The sequence below is a fragment of the Streptomyces sp. NBC_00377 genome (assembly GCF_036075115.1).
GTDB lineage: Bacteria > Actinomycetota > Actinomycetes > Streptomycetales > Streptomycetaceae > Streptomyces.
Genome location: NZ_CP107958.1, coordinates 508,425 through 522,954 on the forward strand (window position 1 = coordinate 508,425; position 14,530 = coordinate 522,954).

General features: G+C 71.6%; 14 protein-coding genes. 5 read left to right on the forward strand and 9 right to left on the reverse strand.

Features of this window, described 5'->3' with window-relative positions:
• Positions 1–135 precede the first annotated feature (135 nt).
• A complete protein-coding gene (locus OHS71_RS02520) occupies positions 136–1,041 on the forward strand; it encodes an NAD-dependent protein deacetylase (RefSeq protein WP_328476305.1) in 906 nt (301 codons plus the stop codon).
• Between the two features lie 104 nt (positions 1,042–1,145).
• Here OHS71_RS02520 and OHS71_RS02525 read toward each other — a convergent pair whose 3' ends face one another.
• Both OHS71_RS02525 and OHS71_RS02530 read right to left on the reverse strand, forming a co-directional pair.
• Positions 1,146–2,132, reverse strand: coding sequence for a hypothetical protein (locus OHS71_RS02525; protein ID WP_328476307.1), 987 nt, complete (start codon positions 2,130–2,132; stop codon positions 1,146–1,148).
• A gap of 173 nt (positions 2,133–2,305) precedes the next feature.
• Positions 2,306–2,797, reverse strand: coding sequence for a hemerythrin domain-containing protein (locus tag OHS71_RS02530; protein ID WP_328476309.1), 492 nt, complete (start codon positions 2,795–2,797; stop codon positions 2,306–2,308).
• Positions 2,798–3,005: 208 nt separating this feature from the next.
• Here OHS71_RS02530 and OHS71_RS02535 point away from each other — a divergent pair, with 208 nt between their 5' ends.
• Positions 3,006–3,455, forward strand: coding sequence for an ATP-binding protein (locus tag OHS71_RS02535; RefSeq protein ID WP_328476311.1), 450 nt, complete (start codon positions 3,006–3,008; stop codon positions 3,453–3,455).
• A 155-nt stretch (positions 3,456–3,610) separates the two neighbouring features.
• Here OHS71_RS02535 and OHS71_RS02540 read toward each other — a convergent pair whose 3' ends face one another.
• The 4 genes from OHS71_RS02540 to OHS71_RS02555 all read right to left on the reverse strand — a co-directional run bounded on the left by OHS71_RS02540 (position 3,611) and on the right by OHS71_RS02555 (position 7,455).
• Positions 3,611–4,456: an RNA polymerase sigma factor SigF gene (locus OHS71_RS02540; protein ID WP_328476313.1), complete on the reverse strand. Its 846-nt coding sequence runs from the start codon at positions 4,454–4,456 to the stop codon at positions 3,611–3,613.
• Between the two features lie 207 nt (positions 4,457–4,663).
• Positions 4,664–5,548, reverse strand: a complete 885-nt coding sequence (locus OHS71_RS02545; RefSeq protein WP_328476315.1) for an alpha/beta fold hydrolase — start codon at positions 5,546–5,548, stop codon at positions 4,664–4,666.
• A 190-nt stretch (positions 5,549–5,738) separates the two neighbouring features.
• Positions 5,739–6,932: a PP2C family protein-serine/threonine phosphatase gene (locus tag OHS71_RS02550; protein ID WP_328476317.1), complete on the reverse strand. Its 1,194-nt coding sequence runs from the start codon at positions 6,930–6,932 to the stop codon at positions 5,739–5,741.
• A 151-nt stretch (positions 6,933–7,083) separates the two neighbouring features.
• The gene (locus OHS71_RS02555) at positions 7,084–7,455 is read right to left on the reverse strand and encodes a hypothetical protein (protein ID WP_328476319.1); all 372 of its coding nucleotides are present in this window, start codon (positions 7,453–7,455) and stop codon (positions 7,084–7,086) included.
• A gap of 219 nt (positions 7,456–7,674) precedes the next feature.
• Between OHS71_RS02555 and OHS71_RS02560 the strand changes: the two genes are divergently transcribed.
• Entirely contained in the window at positions 7,675–9,192 is a 1,518-nt protein-coding gene (locus tag OHS71_RS02560) for a hypothetical protein (RefSeq protein ID WP_328476321.1), read from the forward strand.
• A 37-nt stretch (positions 9,193–9,229) separates the two neighbouring features.
• On the opposite strand, the gene OHS71_RS02565 is transcribed toward OHS71_RS02560, so the two are convergent.
• Positions 9,230–9,370, reverse strand: coding sequence for a hypothetical protein (locus OHS71_RS02565; protein WP_328476323.1), 141 nt, complete (start codon positions 9,368–9,370; stop codon positions 9,230–9,232).
• A 33-nt stretch (positions 9,371–9,403) separates the two neighbouring features.
• A complete protein-coding gene (metF, locus tag OHS71_RS02570; RefSeq protein ID WP_328476325.1) occupies positions 9,404–10,312 on the reverse strand; it encodes a methylenetetrahydrofolate reductase [NAD(P)H] in 909 nt (302 codons plus the stop codon).
• A gap of 613 nt (positions 10,313–10,925) precedes the next feature.
• Here metF and OHS71_RS02575 point away from each other — a divergent pair.
• Positions 10,926–12,164, forward strand: coding sequence for a GNAT family N-acetyltransferase (locus OHS71_RS02575; protein ID WP_328476327.1), 1,239 nt, complete (start codon positions 10,926–10,928; stop codon positions 12,162–12,164).
• Positions 12,165–12,331: 167 nt separating this feature from the next.
• On the forward strand, positions 12,332–13,315 hold the full coding sequence (locus OHS71_RS02580) for a ScbA/BarX family gamma-butyrolactone biosynthesis protein (RefSeq protein WP_328476329.1): 984 nt from the start codon (positions 12,332–12,334) through the stop codon (positions 13,313–13,315).
• Between the two features lie 53 nt (positions 13,316–13,368).
• On the opposite strand, the gene OHS71_RS02585 is transcribed toward OHS71_RS02580, so the two are convergent.
• Positions 13,369–14,310 carry an NAD(P)H-binding protein gene (locus tag OHS71_RS02585; protein ID WP_328484372.1) on the reverse strand — a complete coding sequence of 314 codons (942 nt, stop codon included), beginning with the start codon at positions 14,308–14,310 and terminating at the stop codon, positions 13,369–13,371.
• Positions 14,311–14,530 lie beyond the last annotated feature (220 nt).

Genomic DNA, 14,530 nt, shown 5'->3' on the forward strand with positions numbered 1-14,530 from the left:
GCCGGGTGCCGGCCGGGACGCCTGGTGGTCGAGGCGCCTGAGGCGGTCGGTGCGGCATGCGACCGGGTGGCCCTCGTGGTGGTCGGTCAGGCCGGACCGCGGCGGCCGGCCGGATCCGTTTCGTACCCTGGCGTCATGCGCATGCGCCCCACGTTGAGCTGGACCCCTACCGATGACGTGCTGCCGGGCACCACCGACCTGAAGCAGGTCACGGATGCACTGGGCGGCGGCCGCGTGCTGGTGCTCAGCGGGGCGGGGATCTCCACGGAGTCGGGCATCCCCGACTACCGGGGCGAGGGCGGGAGCCTGAGCCGGCACACCCCGATGACCTACCAGGACTTCACCGCCGGCACCCGGGCCCGGCGCCGGTACTGGGCGCGCAGCCATCTCGGCTGGCGCACCTTCGGCCGCGCCCGCCCCAACGCCGGGCATCAGGCCGTGGCCGCGTTCGGGCGGCACGGTCTGCTCTCGGGTGTCATCACGCAGAACGTGGACGGCCTGCACCAGGCCGCCGGCAGCGAGGATGTGGTGGACCTGCACGGGAGCCTGTCCCGGGTGGTCTGTCTGTCCTGCGGAGCGTTCAGCCCTCGCCGCGAGCTCGCCCAGCGGCTGGAAGAGGCCAACGCGGGTTTCGACCCGGTAGCCGCCGGCGTCAACCCCGACGGCGACGCCGACCTCACCGACGAGCAGGTCGGGGACTTCAAGGTGCTGCCTTGCACAGGCTGCGGCGGCGTCCTCAAGCCGGACGTGGTGTTCTTCGGCGAATCCGTACCGCCACCGCGGGTCGAGCTCTGCCACGACCTGGTCCGCGCATCGACGTCACTGCTGGTGCTGGGCTCCTCGCTGACGGTGATGTCGGGTCTCCGGTTCGTCCGTCAGGCGGCCCGGGCGGGGAAGCCCGTGCTGATCGTCAACCGCGACCCGACCCGGGGCGATCGACACGCCGTCACCCGGGTCGCGCTCCCGCTGGGAAGCGCCCTCACCGCCGTCGCCGACCGGCTGGGCGTCCCCCTCGACGGCCAGGCAGAACCGGCTCGGTGAAGACGGCAGGAGCAACGGCATAGGGATCGTCCCGGTGTGTCGGCCGGCCGGGCCAGGTGTGCCACCGGCGGGCGCGGTCACGAAGCGCAGTGGAGCGCCTCGGTCTAGGGCGGCGGGGCTGTGTAGTCGATCTGGTCGCTCGTTGCGGGGCCGGTGGCCTGCCACTGCGCGGGACTCAGCAGACGTGCCCGTGCGGCGAGACGGTGCAAGGCTGCGACCGCGCCTTCGTCGAGTTGTCCCCCGCTGTAGCCGATGTACGCCACCACACCGGGCGCCGGCTCCCAGGCCAGCGCGCCGTTGCCGCCGAACGCGCCCGTGACGACCGCGGGTTTCCCCTTCACGGTCCCTGCCGCCCGGACCCCGGTGGCGTACAACTGGTCCTCCAGGCCGCCGCAGCGGGCGACACCGGTGAAAGTGAGACCGCCTGAGAGCTCATCGGCCTCTCCGGTCTCGCTCGAGCTGTACCGGACCTCGTGAATGTAGGACGGCCGTAAGGTGCCCGTGGCCACTACGGAAAGCCCGGGCGGCGCCTGCACCTCGGGGCGGCCCGACACCACGCTGGTGGCAGCGGCGAGGGTGATCAGCTCGGACTGCGGCAGATCTCCTCGCACCCGTGCGTACGAGCCCCCGGCCGGCCAGACGATCTCCCGCTCGTGAGCCTTCGCCCAGACCCTGCCGACCCGGACCGGCTGTCCTCCTGATGGCGCCGGCACAGGGAACGTGACCACCACGCCCTGCCGTCCCAAAGACCCACCGGAGCGTCGTAGGACCACGGTCGACGGGCCTGCATAAGCTCTGCGGTCGCGCTTGATCAGCGTGGCGCCTCGAGGCAGCGGCAGCCCTGTGATCACCAGGCCGGGGGTCTGACCCGCCTTGACGACCGCGTCCGGGCCGGCAGCGGGGGCGCTGCCCGACGGCGAGGGCGGCGACGAGTTGTCGGGCGCCGCCGGAGCCGACTCGTCGGGCCCGCTCACTGTCATGATGCCCGCCACGAGTGCTGCGGACAGGGCCACGACCGCGGCTGCGGCAGTCAGCTTGCGCGGCGGTCTCCAGGGCGGTCGGTCCGGGCCGCTGCTGAGCACATCCCCCATGCCCGCAGTCTGCCCCATCGGCTGCGGACCGTACAGGTGTCCAGAAGCCCACCCGGTGCGTCCGTCCCTCGCGTCCGGGGACGAACGACCGCCGGGTGGGCAGCCGGTGCTTGCTTCGCTCTCCCCACGGCGCACCGCCGAGCCGGTGGCGGTCCGGCCGTGCGCAGCCGCCGTCAGGACTCGACGATGCGGCGCACGTTGTCCACCGAGCCGCAGCCTTCCTTCAGCTGACGCTCACGCTCTTCCAGGAACGCATCGCCCAGTTCCTCGCGGCGTTCCATGGCGACGTTCTCGCGTGCTCCGTTGAGGATGGTGCGCTCCTCCTCGTCGGCGTGGTGGGTGACTGCCTCCACGAGCTCTTCCAGTTTCTCGTCCCACTCCTCGGAGCCGACCTCGTCGACCTCCAGGAGTTCCAGGAGCGCCTTGTTGCCCTCCTCGTGCTCCTCCTCGCCGTGCTCCACCTCTTCGTCCTCGATCTTCTTGTAGCGCTTGAGTGCGGGATAGACCTTCGCCTCTTCCGCGAGGGCGTGGGCGATGAGCAGATCGGAGAATTCCCGCAGGGCGGCTGCCCGGTCGGCTTCGACGCTGCGCATCAGACGGAAGAGATCCTCCATCTTGCGGTGGTCCTGGAGAATGAGTTCGACGACGTCTCGTGTCTCGGCCATGGCAGCGTGCATCACTTTCGTGCGAGGGAATCTTGCCGCAGACCGGATACCCCGGTCCGCCGTGTTCAGTGGTGCCGGATCTGCGGCCGACCGCTGCGCGGCTGGAGCAGGGTGCATGCCTCATGAACGGGGCGGCAGTGGGTAGTCGCATTTACGCGATAACGACAACCTGGATGAAAAGTTAAGGACGACCCACGGGAAGAGTTCTATGGTCACCCCGCTTAAAAACCGGGCATCGGATGAACAGCGTCTCGCCGCGCACCTGCACTACAGCGCCGCCTGGGACACCACGGACACCTCGATCGCGGACGCCCGCGCGGCCGTTCGGGCGCTGCTGGCCGATGCCGGCCACCCCCCTGACCACCGGCCGAGCCAGGACGCTCAGCTCGTCGTCAGTGAGCTGGTCACCAATGCCCTGCGCCACGCACCCGGCCCGGGCGCCCTGGCACTGGAAGTGACACCCGACGCGGCATGGCTGCGCATCAGCGTGCGGGACAGCTCACCACGTCCGCCCGAACTGCGCGCACACGACGCGCGCCGAGTCGGCGGGCACGGCCTGCAACTGGTGACCCGCCTGTGCGACCAGCTGCACACCACCGCCCTGCACACGGGAAAGCAGATCGTCGCGCACCTGCGGCTGCACGGATCGGCTCGTTAGCCGCGGTGCCGGGCGGTGGTGCTGGTGGTGGCGCCTATTGGGGTGTGTGCCCGCCCGTCTGGGGTCTGTGCGTGGCTGGGGGTGGGGTGGGTGTCCCGGGCGGTGAGGCTGGGTGCTGGTGCCGCCCGGGGCCTTGGGGGGCGGGCTGGTGGGTGTCAGTGCTGGGTGAGCATGCCTTCGCGCAGCCGGGTCAGGGTGCGGGTGAGGAGCCGGGAGACGTGCATCTGGGAGACGCCGAGGCGTTCGCCGATCTGGGCCTGGGTGAGTTCTTCGACGAAGCGCATGTGGATGATCTGCCGGTCGCGTTCGCCGAGCTCGGCGATGAGGGGGGCCAGGGCGTGGAAGTCCTCCACGAGTTCCAGTGCCTGGTCCTCGGTGCCGATGAAGTCCTGCAGGGCGGTCTCGCCGTCCTCACCGCTGCTGAGGGTGGCGTCCAGGGAGGAGGAGTTGTAGCCGTTGGCGGCCAGGCGGGCCTCGCACACCTCTTCCTCGGGCAGGCTCATCAGTTCCGAGAGTTCCCTGACCGTCGGGGTGCGGCCCAGCCGGCTGCGCAGTTCCTCGGTGGCGCGGGCCAGCTGGACGCGGGCCTCTTGCAGCCGGCGCGGCACGTGCACCGCCCAGGTGGTGTCGCGGAAGAACCGCTTGATCTCACCGACGATGTAGGGGATGGCGAAGGAGGTGAACTCCGCCTCCCGGGACAGGTCGAACCGGTCGATCGCCTTGATCAGGCCGATCATGCCGACCTGGACGATGTCCTCCATCTCCTCCGGTCCCCGGCTGCGGAAACGGCCCGCCGCGAACCGCACCAGCGACATGTTCATCTCGATCAGCGTGTTGCGTGCGTACTGGTGCTGCGGCGTGCCCTCCTCCAGCACCGCGAGCTGGTCGAAGAACAGCCGGGACAGCTCACGGGCGTCCCGCGGCGCGACACGAGCGGGGTCGGCGACCTCCGGCAACCCGCGCACCTGCGTGTCCGTAGCCGTCACGCTCATGAGTGCCATGACATACCCCTCCCACCATCGAAACCGACCACCACGAGCCGACTGGAATCAACCGGCACCGCCGCGCGATTACCCCTTCATTGTGCATCCATGCGCCCACCCGCACGAAAAAACGAAACACCACCCCACACGCCGCACGCCCCGGCACCGAGTACGACCCAGGGCCGAAGCGAGGGTCACCGACAGGAGCCCGGACGTGGTCGCGGGTCAGCTCTGGGCGGGGCCACCCGGGTCCGGCTGAAGGAAGTCCGTGAGGGCCTGGGCCAGTGCCCGAGGCGCCAGTTCGGCGACATGGTGTCCGGAGTCGATGCCGTGACCGCGGACGTCGTCGGCCCAGCGGCTCCAGATCGTGCGGGGATCCCCGTGGAGGTCCTCCAGGTCGTCCTTGAGCGACCACAGGACCAGCGTCGGACAGGCGATGCGCGCGCCGGCGGCACGGTCGGCCTCCTCGTGCCCGCGGTCGACGGTGAGGCCGGCACGGTAGTCCTCGAGCATGGCCCGGACCACGTCGGGGTCGCGGGTGGCCTTCCGCCATTCCTCGTAGTTCTCCTGCCCCATCGTCTCGGGGTCGCCGCGGTACCAGCTGTCGGGGTCGGCGGTGATGACCCGCTCGGGGATGTCCGGCTGCGCGAAGAAGAACCAGTGCCACCACTGGGTGGCGAACGCGGTCGTGATCCGCGACAGGTGCTCCGTCAACGGCAGACAGTCCAGGAACGCCACCCTCGAGACGCTCTGCGGGTGGTCGAGGGTGAGGCGCAGCGCCACACTGCCCCCGCGGTCGTGTCCGGCGAGCGCGAAGCGGTGATGTCCGAGGCGGCCCATCACGGCCACCACGTCCGCCGCGACAGCCCGCTTCGAATAGCCCTCATGGTCCGCCGTGAACTCCGGCCCCCGGGAGCGCCCGTAACCACGCAGGTCCGGGCAGACGACGGTATGGCCGGCCCGCACGAGCAGCGGGGCGACCTCGTGCCAGGTCGCCGAGGTGCGGGGGTGGCCGTGCAGCAGCACGACCGGCGGTCCTTCGCCGCCGAAGCGCACGAAGACGGAGGCCTCACCGACATCGACTTGCGCCGTCTCGAATCCCTCGAACACCGCGGCCTCCCCGGGTCTCGGCTCACCCGTCACCCGCACCGCCGCCGCGGCACGAGCCCTCCTCCTGCCCCGGTCGGCCACGGCCATGCGCAGAAGCCGGCGATGCCCCGTCACCCGTGACTGTCGACCCCGCCTGGCTGCCTGCCGCCGCCCGTCGTCCCTCCAGGGCCTGTCGCCTGCCCCTACCGGCTCATCGCTGCGGGTCGGGTCTGGTGTCGTCGGGGTGGTCGGGGGTGCCGTGCCAGTCCAGTATCAGGACCGTGGCGTCGTCTCTGAGGCTGCCGTGGCAGGCGTGCAGGACGGCGGCGGTCAGGCTGCGGACGGCTTCGCGTGGGTGCAGCGTGCGGGTGTCGTGGATGACGGCGGCCAGGTCGACGGCGGCCGCACCGCGTTCCTGCATCCCGTCGGTGAGCAGCACCAGGCGGTCCCCGGGCAGCAGCTGGAGTTCCTGGAGGCGGTAGCCGGTGGGGGCGGACACGCCGAAGGGCAGGTTGGCGCTCAGGGGCACCTCCTCGACGGTGCCGGCGCGCAGCCGCAGCGGGCGGGGGTGGCCGGCGTTGACCAGTTCGCACCGGCCGCTGGCCAGGTCGACGCAGAGCAGCTGGCCGGTGGCCAGGCCGCGGCTGTGGCTGAGCAGGGCCTGGTGGGCGTGGTGGGCCTGTCTCAGGGCGTCGCAGCCGCTGCGGCGGGCCCGGCGCAGCGCTCCGAGAAGCAGTGTGGCCAGGAGGGCGGAGTTGGTGTCGTGGCCCATCGCGTCGGTGATGGACAGGTGCAGGGTGTCGCGGTCCAGGGTGTAGTCGTAGGTGTCGCCGCCGATGTCGTCGGCCGGGACCAGGCCGGCGGCCAGGGTGAACTGCCGTGCCTCGCAGCACGGCGCGGAGGGCAGCAGCTGGTGCTGGATCTCCGCGGCCAGGCTGGTCTCGGTGGTGCGCCGGGTCAGGTGGTAGAGGTCGGTGAAGCGGCGGTCGGTGACGATGATGTAGGCCAGCGCGTGGGCCGCCTCGCGGACCTGGCGCAGTACGGTGTCGTCGGCGCTCTGCAGGCTCACCTCGAGCACGCCGATGCAGTCGCCCCGGTTGGTGACCGGCGTGATGACCCGCCGCCCGCCCTGCCCGCCCGGCTCGACATGCTGACGCTGGCTCCGCAGCACCTCGTCATAGACACTGCCCAGCAGCTCCACCGGCCCCGCGTCGTCGCCGTCCGCACTGCCGGCGGCGGCCAGACGGACCAGCCGCTGGCCGATGAGGTCGACGAACAGGAAGGACACCCGCTCGGCACCGAACCGCTTCTGCAAATCGCGCGCCACCACGTCCACGGACTCACCGGGCGGGGCCGCTTCCGCAGCGGCCAGCAACTCGCCCAGTTCCAGATCTCCACCCTCCACAGCAACCTCCTGTCGGTTGCCGCACCTTCTTCCCCGACTCTGCGCAACATCACCTCATCCACCCATTTCACCTGGTCAAGAGCGGCTGTGCAGAGGAGTGGTCGGGCAGTCTTCGCCCTTGGCCGGTGCCGACGGGAACCTGTGCCGCAGCTCAGCGTCGGGCGAGCGCCAGCACACTCAGGCCGAACATCAGGACCCCCAGGGGGAGATGGACCGACGGGACGTGCGCGATGCCGAGGAAGACCTGGACCGAGGCGAGGGCGAGGAAGCCCGACGCGTGCCGGATCGGCCGGGGCGAGCCGCCGCCCGGTTTCCAAGCCAGCACCGCCGCGAGCACGTACAACATCGCCGCCCCGTACATCACGCGGGCTCCCACGCTGTGCAGCGTCTCTCCGAAGGACGAGGTCAGCAGTAGTCCGGCGGAGACCGCCTGGAGGAAAATGGTCAGGGTCTGGAGGAAGATCGCGTGACCCTCGTTGCGGAGGGGCCGGGTGGTGCCAGGTCGTGGTGCCAGATCCAGCATCGATCACAGCCATCACGGTCGGCAGCGCACATCCCGCGCCTGTGCCTTCGGCGGCGGACGGCCCCCGTCCAGGGCACATGACGATCTGAGGCTCAGGTCCCCGCCAGGGCCGGCGGCGACAGAACGAGTGAGGCCACCGGGACGGTGAAGCCGGCGCCGCCCCGCCCCGGGGAGAAAAATCCGGGGAACTGTCATGCGCGCCCAGGCAAGGATGCGTGGATGCATCCTCTCCTGTGTGGGCTGGCCGCCAATCCGGCGCTGCCGTCCGAGCTGGTCGACCGGCTGATATCCCTCGCGGACGAGGACATCGCCCTGGACCTCACCCGCCGCACCGACCTCAGCCGGGCACAGGCGGTCGCGCTGGCCGAGCGCGTCGGCGAGAGCGCGGTGCGCCTGGCGTACGAGGGAAAGCTGAGTGCCGCCGACATCGATCCCGCCGTCTGGCCGGATGCCGCCCTCGCCCTCCTCGACCGGGGCGCCGGCAGCCCGGACTGGGCGCGCCTCCTCGCGTCGGAGCCGGGCCCTGAGCGGCGGGAGAAGCTGGCGGCCTGCCCCGGTCTGCCCTCCGACGTGGTGGACACGCTCGCGGCGGACCCGGAGGTGGGTGTCGTCGCCGAGCTCGCGTTGTGGACCACCCCTGAGGTGGCCGCAAGGCTGGCCGCGCATCCGCACGCCGAGGTCCGCCGCGCGGTGGCGGGCAACGAGGCGACGCCCCCGGCCGTGTTGGCGGCGTTGGTGACCGGTGCGGGGCTGCCTGCGGCGCTGCGCTGTCTCGTCTGTGACCGCGAGGAGACCTCCTTCGTCCACGAGTCGCAGTGCGCGCGGATCGGCTGCGATCTGCCACCGGGCGCCTCCTGCGACGGCTCGCACGAGTCCACCGTCCATGACATGCGCCAGGCGGCCCTGCGTAACCCTGCCACCCCCGTCGAAGTCGTCGTGGGCTTCGCGGACCATCCGTCGATGCTGCTGCGCTGGGCGCTCGCCACCCGTCAGGACCTGCCCCCGCAGGTGTCCGCACGGCTCGCCTCGGATCCGGCTCCCGGCATCCGCGCGGAACTCGCCGAAAATCCCGCTCTCGACGACGCCCTCATCCGTGCGCTGGCCGATGACCACGACCCCGACGTGCGCCGCACGATTGCACACCATCCGCGCGTACCGCTCGACGTGCTCACCGCCCTCGCCCGGACTGCCGGGACCGGCGCCACGCTGGTGCCCCGGATCGCCGCGTGCTCCCCCGCCGAGGCCGAAGAACTGGCCATCTCACCGAACCCGGCCGCGCGGATGCTGGTGGCCCAGCGACGCGACCTGCCGCCCGCGCTGCGCAACCGGCTGGCCGGCGACCCCGACGCGAAGGTGGTCAAGGCCCTCGCCCCGCACCCCGGGCTCACCGAAGCGCAGTTGCGTGCCATGGTCGACCGGCACGGCGTCCATGTCCTGGCCAAGGTGGCGACCAACCCGGATGCTCCCCCAGCGCTGCTGGAGCACCTGGTCCGCCACGAGCCGGCGGTGCGGAAGGTGTTCCGTGAGGTTGCGCGCCATCGCCGGGCGACGGCCCCGGCCCTGCTCGTCTGTCTGACGGACGGACGGGCCAGACCCATCGCCGCCGGCCACCCGGCTCTGCCTCCGGCGGTCGTCGTGGAGCTGCTCGACGACCCGGACGAACAGGTGGCGGAAGCAGCCGCGGCCAACCCGTCCCTGCCGCCGGCCGTGATGACGGATCTCGCCTGCCGGCGGTGAGGGCGGCCGCCGCCGGCTCGCGGCGTGGGCCGCGACGTCAGTCGATGCCGCGTACCACGTGGGGCTCCGCCATGTCGTCCTCGTCGATGCCGGCGAGTCGCAGCGGTGGGACGGCACCCGAGGTGACATCCGTTGCTTCCCTGTCCGCCCTGCCGTCGTCCTGAGTGCTGTCGTACACCTGGTCCTCCCGCTCTCAGCGCGGTGGTTGACGTCAGTGGTGCGGTGCCAGGACGCGCCGGGCACCTGCCGGTTCTCTCACGGCTCGATGGATGTCCAGCGCCGCCGTCGACCGGTTGAGGGTGATGTAGTGCAGTCCGGGGGCGCCTTCGCGCAGGAGCCGCTGGGCCATGGCGGTGGCGTAGTCGACGCCGATGCGGTGGCCCTGCTGCGGGTCGTGGCGCGCGCCGTGGAGGCGGTGTGCCAGTTCCTCGGGGAAGGCGGCGCCGCTGAGTTCGGCGAAACGGCCGATCTGGCGTGCGTCGGTGGCCGGCATGATCTCCGGAATGATCGGGATGTCACAGCCGGCGGCGGCCACCCGGTCGCGCAGCCGCAGGTAGTCCTCGACGTGGAAGAACATCTGGGTGACGGCGTAGTCGGCGCCCGCCCGGCACTTGGCGACGAAGTGCCGGAGGTCGCTCTCCCAGTCGGGTGAGCGCGGATGACGCTCGGGGAACGCCGCGACTCCGATACTGAAGTCCCCCAACTCCCGCACCAGAGTCACGAGTTCGTGGGCATGGCTGAAGCCGTTCGGATGCGCGGTCCACGGCGCGTCGGGGTCGCCGCCGGGCGGATCGCCGCGCAGGACGAGGACATCGCGTACGCCGGCGTCGGCGTACTGGCCGATGATGCTGCGCAGCTGCGCCACCGAGTGGCCGATGGCCGTGAGATGGGCGACGGGGCGCAGCGTCGTCTCGGCCACGATCTGCCGGGTCACCTCGACGGTTCGGTCCCTCGAGGAGCCGCCCGCGCCGTAAGTGACCGAGACGAAGGCGGGTGCCAGCCGCTCGACCTGCCGGATCGTCCGCCACAGGGTGCGCATACCGGCGTCCGTCTTCGGAGGGAAGAACTCGAAGGAGAACGAGGGCGCCTGCTGGGCGAGCACGTCACGCAACGTCGTCATGGCCGGCCTCCGGTGACGGTGCCGATGTCGATGCCCGCCGGTCCTGCCACCGCGGCTCGCAGGCGGCGGGACCGGTTACGGCCGCTGCTTCACCCGGCGGGGACGCGGCGCCGCAGGGGCGGGAGGAGGTGTGCGCCGGGACACCTCCCCCGCGCACCCCGGGCAGGCCTCGCCGGAAGGAGAGCGGGACAGAGGCGAGCGGGTCAAGGGCGAGCGGGCCGGGCAGCAACTGCTCGCCCGACCGCCGGGGAACACCTGTCAGCTGGTCGATCGTGATGGGGCCGGTCACCGTTGTGCGCACGGGAACTCCTTCGGTCACTCGGGCGCTCCCACGATGCGGGACGCCGAACCAGCCGCACTCGAAACGCACTGGAACCGCCGTAGGGGGCGTGGCAGATCTCGTCGCCGTGCGTCCGCACCGGCCACCGGGCCAGGCGCTCCCCGTGTTCCCAGGGGCCACTCACCCCCGAGCACGGTGGCGAGTGTCCCCTGGGGACGCGGCCGAGATCCCGACCTGCTCGCAATAAACCGCTTGACCTGCTCACGGGTCGAGGCTGCACTGTGGCGGGGCACCACGAGCCGTGGTGCCGTGACCGGGGGAGGAAGCGGCAGCATGGAGATCCGTTCTACGACCGACGAGGACCGCGACGTTTTCGTCGACACCCTCCATGCCGCATTCGGACGGTTCCCGGAGACCCCGACCGAGGACGGCGGACTGTGGTGGTCGGCGCTCGAAATGGATCGCGGCCTGCTTGCCGTGACGGCGGACGGGCGGCCCGTCGGCACCGCCGGGGCGTACTCCTTCGAGCTCACCCTGCCCGGTGAGATCCTCGTCCCGACCGCCGGGGTGACCACCGTCGGCGTCCTGCCCTCGCATCGACGCCGGGGCGTGGCGGGGGCGATGATGCGCCATCAACTCGACGAGCTGCGGGCCCGGGGGGAGTTCCTCTCCGTGCTGCTGGCCAGCGAGGCCCTGATCTACGGCAGGTTCGGTTACGGACCGGCGACCTACACGCAGCGGCTGACGGTACAGCGCCACCGGGGCGCCCTCGCCCTGCCCCGGGCGCGCGCGACGGCGGGCTCCCCGGCGCCCGACACCGACCCGGACACCGGTTCGGTCGAGGTACTGCGGCGTGCCGAGTGCGGCACGGTCCTGGAAGAGGTCTACGACCGCTACCGCCACGCACAGCCGGGCGCGCTGTCGCGGCCGCACCACTGGTGGGCTCGGGGCGCGGGCCAGCCGCCCGTCTCCGCGACGCCGCGCTACGTCGCCGTCCACCGCGACGCCGACGGCGTACCGGACGGGTACGCCAGCTATGCGCTCGGCGAGAGCGGCACCTTGACCGTCGACGAGACCATCACCACCGACGACGCCGTCTTCACGGCCCTGGCCCGGTTCGTCCTTGGGCACGACCTGGTCACCGAGGTCGTCTTCAAGCACTTCCCGCCCGGGCACCCGCTGCGCTGGCGGTTCACGGACTTCCGCGCCGCCCAGCTGAGCGACGACACCGACTGGCTCTGGGTACGGCTGCTGGACATCCCGCGTGCGCTCACCGCCCGCGGCTGGTTCACCGACGGCGAGCTGGTTCTCGACGTCGACGACCCCTTCCTCGGCGAGCACGGCCGCTACCTGCTGACCGTCCGGGACAGCAAGGCCGAATGCGTCCCCACGGACCGCGAGCCCGACCTGTCCCTCGGCGTCGGTGACCTGGGCTCGGTCTACCTCGGCGGCACCGCCCCCAGCACGCTCGCACGCGCCGGACACATCCGGGCTCACCGTCCCGGCGCGGCGGCCCTCGCCGACGCTCTCTTCCGCGCCGAGCGCGCCCCGCACTGCCTGCACTGGTTCTGACCCGCGGCCGCCGGGCGAACGATCACGAGAAGGTCCGGGAATAAACCACTCCATTTACCGGACGCGGAGCAGCGCCTTGCCGGTGGAAAGTAAACCGGCTGGTATGTATCTTCGACCTTCCGAGGGGCTGTCCCTCATGAGGCATCCGAGGCGGCTCAGGGGGAGTTATGTCGGCGAGCGCGTTCCGCATACATCGTGCACAATCCGGTGCCGCACGCACACGGACCGGCCCCCCGGAATCCCTGCCGTCCCTGACCACCACCGTTCCCCGGGAATTCGTCCATCGCGCCAGCGTCGCCGAGGTCCTGCTCACCGACTGGGCTCGGCGGGAGGACTTACGGTTCGCCCTGGCTGCCCAGTGGCCCCGCGGCCACGGCTTCTTCACGGCCGTGGACGGCTGCCACGACCCGCTGATCGCCGCCGAGACGATTCGGCAGAGCGGAATCCTGCTGGCCCACGCCGAGTTCGGGGTCCCGCTGGACCATCACCTCCTGGTCGCCGACCTGGACGTCGAGGTGCGCCCCCCGCACATACGGGTCGGGCTGACACCTGCCTCCCTCGACGTCGACGTCACCTGTACCGAGGTCAAACACCGGCGCGGCACCCTGAGCAGCTGCCGCATCCACGTGAGGATCTACCGCGAGGGGCACCTCGCCGCCACCGGAGGCGGCTTCCTCACCTGCATCGCCCCGGCGGTCTACGAGCGCCTGCGCGCCGGCCGGCTGCCCGACCGTGAAGTCCCCCGCCCGCTTGCGCTGACCGCTCCCGAACCCCCGCAGAGTGTCGGCCGGATGTCGCCCATGGACGTCGTCCTGTCTCCGACCGGGCAGACCGGCCGCTGGCAACTGCGCGTCGACACCCGCCACCCCACCCTCTTCGACCACCCCGTCGACCACGTACCCGGCATGGTCCTCCTCGAAGCCGCCCGCCAGGCCGCCATCGCCGCCCTCGGACGCACCGGCCTGCCCCTCGCCCTCACCAGCCAGTTCCTGCGCTACGTCGAACTCGACGCCCCCTGCACCATCGAAGCCCACCCCCTCCCCCCGACCCCCTCCGCACCCGAAAAGGAAGAAAGCGTCCGGATAACCGCCCACCAGGACGGCCACCCCGTCTTCCGCTCCACCGTCACCATGGCACCACCCACTCCCTGACCCCCACAGCCACACCTCCAAGGGGCAGGGGTGACGGCGTGCGCCGGCCCGGCCTACGTGGACGCCGGCCGCCCGGCAGAGGCAACATGCCCGGCCGGCCCCACAGGCCCGGCGGGGTCGGCAAGGCCTGCGGGGCCGGGGAGGGCGATCGGGCCGGCGAAAGCCTCGAGGTGATCGCGGGCCCACTGTCCGAAGGAGCGTGCCGGGCTGCCCGTCACCGCGCGGACCGTGTCCTGCACCCCCGCCTTGGCACCCGCACGTTGCCGCAACGCGCTCTCCAGCAGCGCCTCGACGATCGGCTGCGGGTATCGCCGGGCCCACGTGGCCCGCGCCCGTGCCGGGCTCAGTTCCACGAACCGCAGGGGCACACCCAGGAGCCGGCTCAGCTCCTCGGTCTGCTCCGCCGCGGTCAGCGCCCGAGGCCCGGTCAGGGTGTACGTACGACCGTCGTGTCCCTGCTCCGTCAGCACCCGCACCGCGACCTCCGCGATGTCACGGGGGTCCACGCAGGCGTTGGGCGAGGTCCCGTACAGTGCACGCACCGTGCGTTCGTCACGCACCGACTCCGCCCAGGCCAGAGAGTTGGACATGAACGCACGCGGACGCAGCAGGGTCCACCGCAGACCGCAGCCGCGCACGCACTCCTCGGCCGCCCGCTGCCAGCGAGTGATCACGTCTCCGGCCCCGGGATCCGACACCGCCGCCGCGGACAGTTTCACCAGACGCCGCACACCCGCCCGCCGCGCGGCCGCCACGAACGCCGCATCATCGCCCCCACCCGGCCGCGCCGTGACCAAGAACGCCGTCTCCACCCCCGCCAACGCCCGGTCCAGCGACAGCGGATCCTCGTAGTCCCCCGCCACCGTCTCAGCGCCCGACGGTGCTTGCGACACCCTCGATGGATCCCTCGACATGATCCGCAACGGCCGCCCCGCAGGAAACGTCCGCAGCACTTCCCGCCCCACCGTCCCCGTCGCGCCCGTCACCAGGACCAAGCCGCCACCCGAGCCGTCCGGCACACCGTCGTCCCCACCGCGCACCTCGCGGCCCTCGTCGCCCACACCGTCTCCCACGTCCCGCACACCCTGCTCCCTTCCCCGCCGGACCGCGGCCGTTCCCGCGGTTCACGGCACCCGCCACATCCAGGGGTGCCGCACACAACACCCCCCTGTAATGTACGAACTGGACGGTTTTTTATTGGGTCCTTGGGCTCAA